Origin of the sequence: Mesorhizobium sp. M4A.F.Ca.ET.050.02.1.1 (genome assembly GCF_003997725.1) — a bacterium.
GTDB lineage: Bacteria > Pseudomonadota > Alphaproteobacteria > Rhizobiales > Rhizobiaceae > Mesorhizobium.
Map to the genome: position 1 here is coordinate 1 of NZ_RZSG01001254.1, position 1,004 is coordinate 1,004.

The window sequence follows — 1,004 nt, forward strand, 5'->3', positions numbered from 1 at the left end:
AGAGCTGGTGGTCGCCCGGCCCTTCCTTGACCTTGCGCACGCCCTGCCAGGGCGTCCACAGGCCGGCGAAGAAGAACAGCGGTCGATCTTCGCCGCGCGCGAACCAGAAGTTCTTCTGCACGCCGGTCTCGGGGTCCTTGTCGCCAGGCTGGGGCGAGGGCTCGGCGAAACTCGTCACCGGCACCACGCATCGGTTCTCGATGCCAAGGTAAGGCATCCAGTGGGCGTATTGCGGGTTGCGGATGTTGGTGGTGCCGGAATCGGCATTGCCGCGCATGCGCTCCGGCGGTGTCGGCATGCCCCAGCGCAGAGTGGCGAGTTCGCGCGTGCCGTCGGCGGCGTTCCGCACCACCGGGGCGAACTGGTTCGGGTAGATGTCGACCGAGGGTTCGAGGTTGCCGATGACGTCGCGCAGGGCGCGCGTCCACTGGCGGATCGCCTCCTGGCTGGTGGTGATGTTGTAGAGATTGCACATCGGCAACGTTTCCCTGGCAGTCGATTGATCCCGCATTTTCCACCAAAGCGCCAGTGCCAGGCGTTCGTTGAGTCGGCTGGGGCTATCACAGGCGTGAACAGAGGTCCGTCCCAGGCCGCTCAACCTCGGTGCGTTGACAGGAGCGGCGAAGCAGAGGAAAGTTTGGCAGCTGCTGAAGGAGGGATTCCGTGAAGAAGACCTACGCCAGGCCGGTACTGCTCAAGGCGGGCAAGCTTGGGGCGCTCGCCGCCACCACCATTTCTAAGGCTCCCTGAGCCAAAAGCTTTTGCTTCGACGGAGCGCTGAGGCATTTGTTGCCTCCGCATCGATTTTTCGCGCCCCCGGCTGGCCCCGGCGCCGGAAGGTTTGCGTCGCCAATCCCTCCGCCGCCGCAACTCTCCGGCGACCGGGATCGTACCTCATCACTTTCGGGAAGTTAGGTGGCCCGGCCGCCGAGGGGGGGTGATGTATGGGTTGGCCGCCGGGCCTGACCGGCTTCTGCGACCTCGCCGGCTGCTTGAACATGCGC

The 1,004-nt window shown here is 65.2% G+C and carries 1 protein-coding gene; it reads right to left on the reverse strand.

Annotated elements, in window-relative coordinates; translation table 11 throughout:
- On the reverse strand, positions 1 to 475 hold a 475-nt coding region (locus EOA33_RS36740), incomplete at its 3' end, for an SOS response-associated peptidase family protein (protein ID WP_127407796.1).
- Between the last annotated feature and the right edge of the window lie 529 nt (positions 476 to 1,004).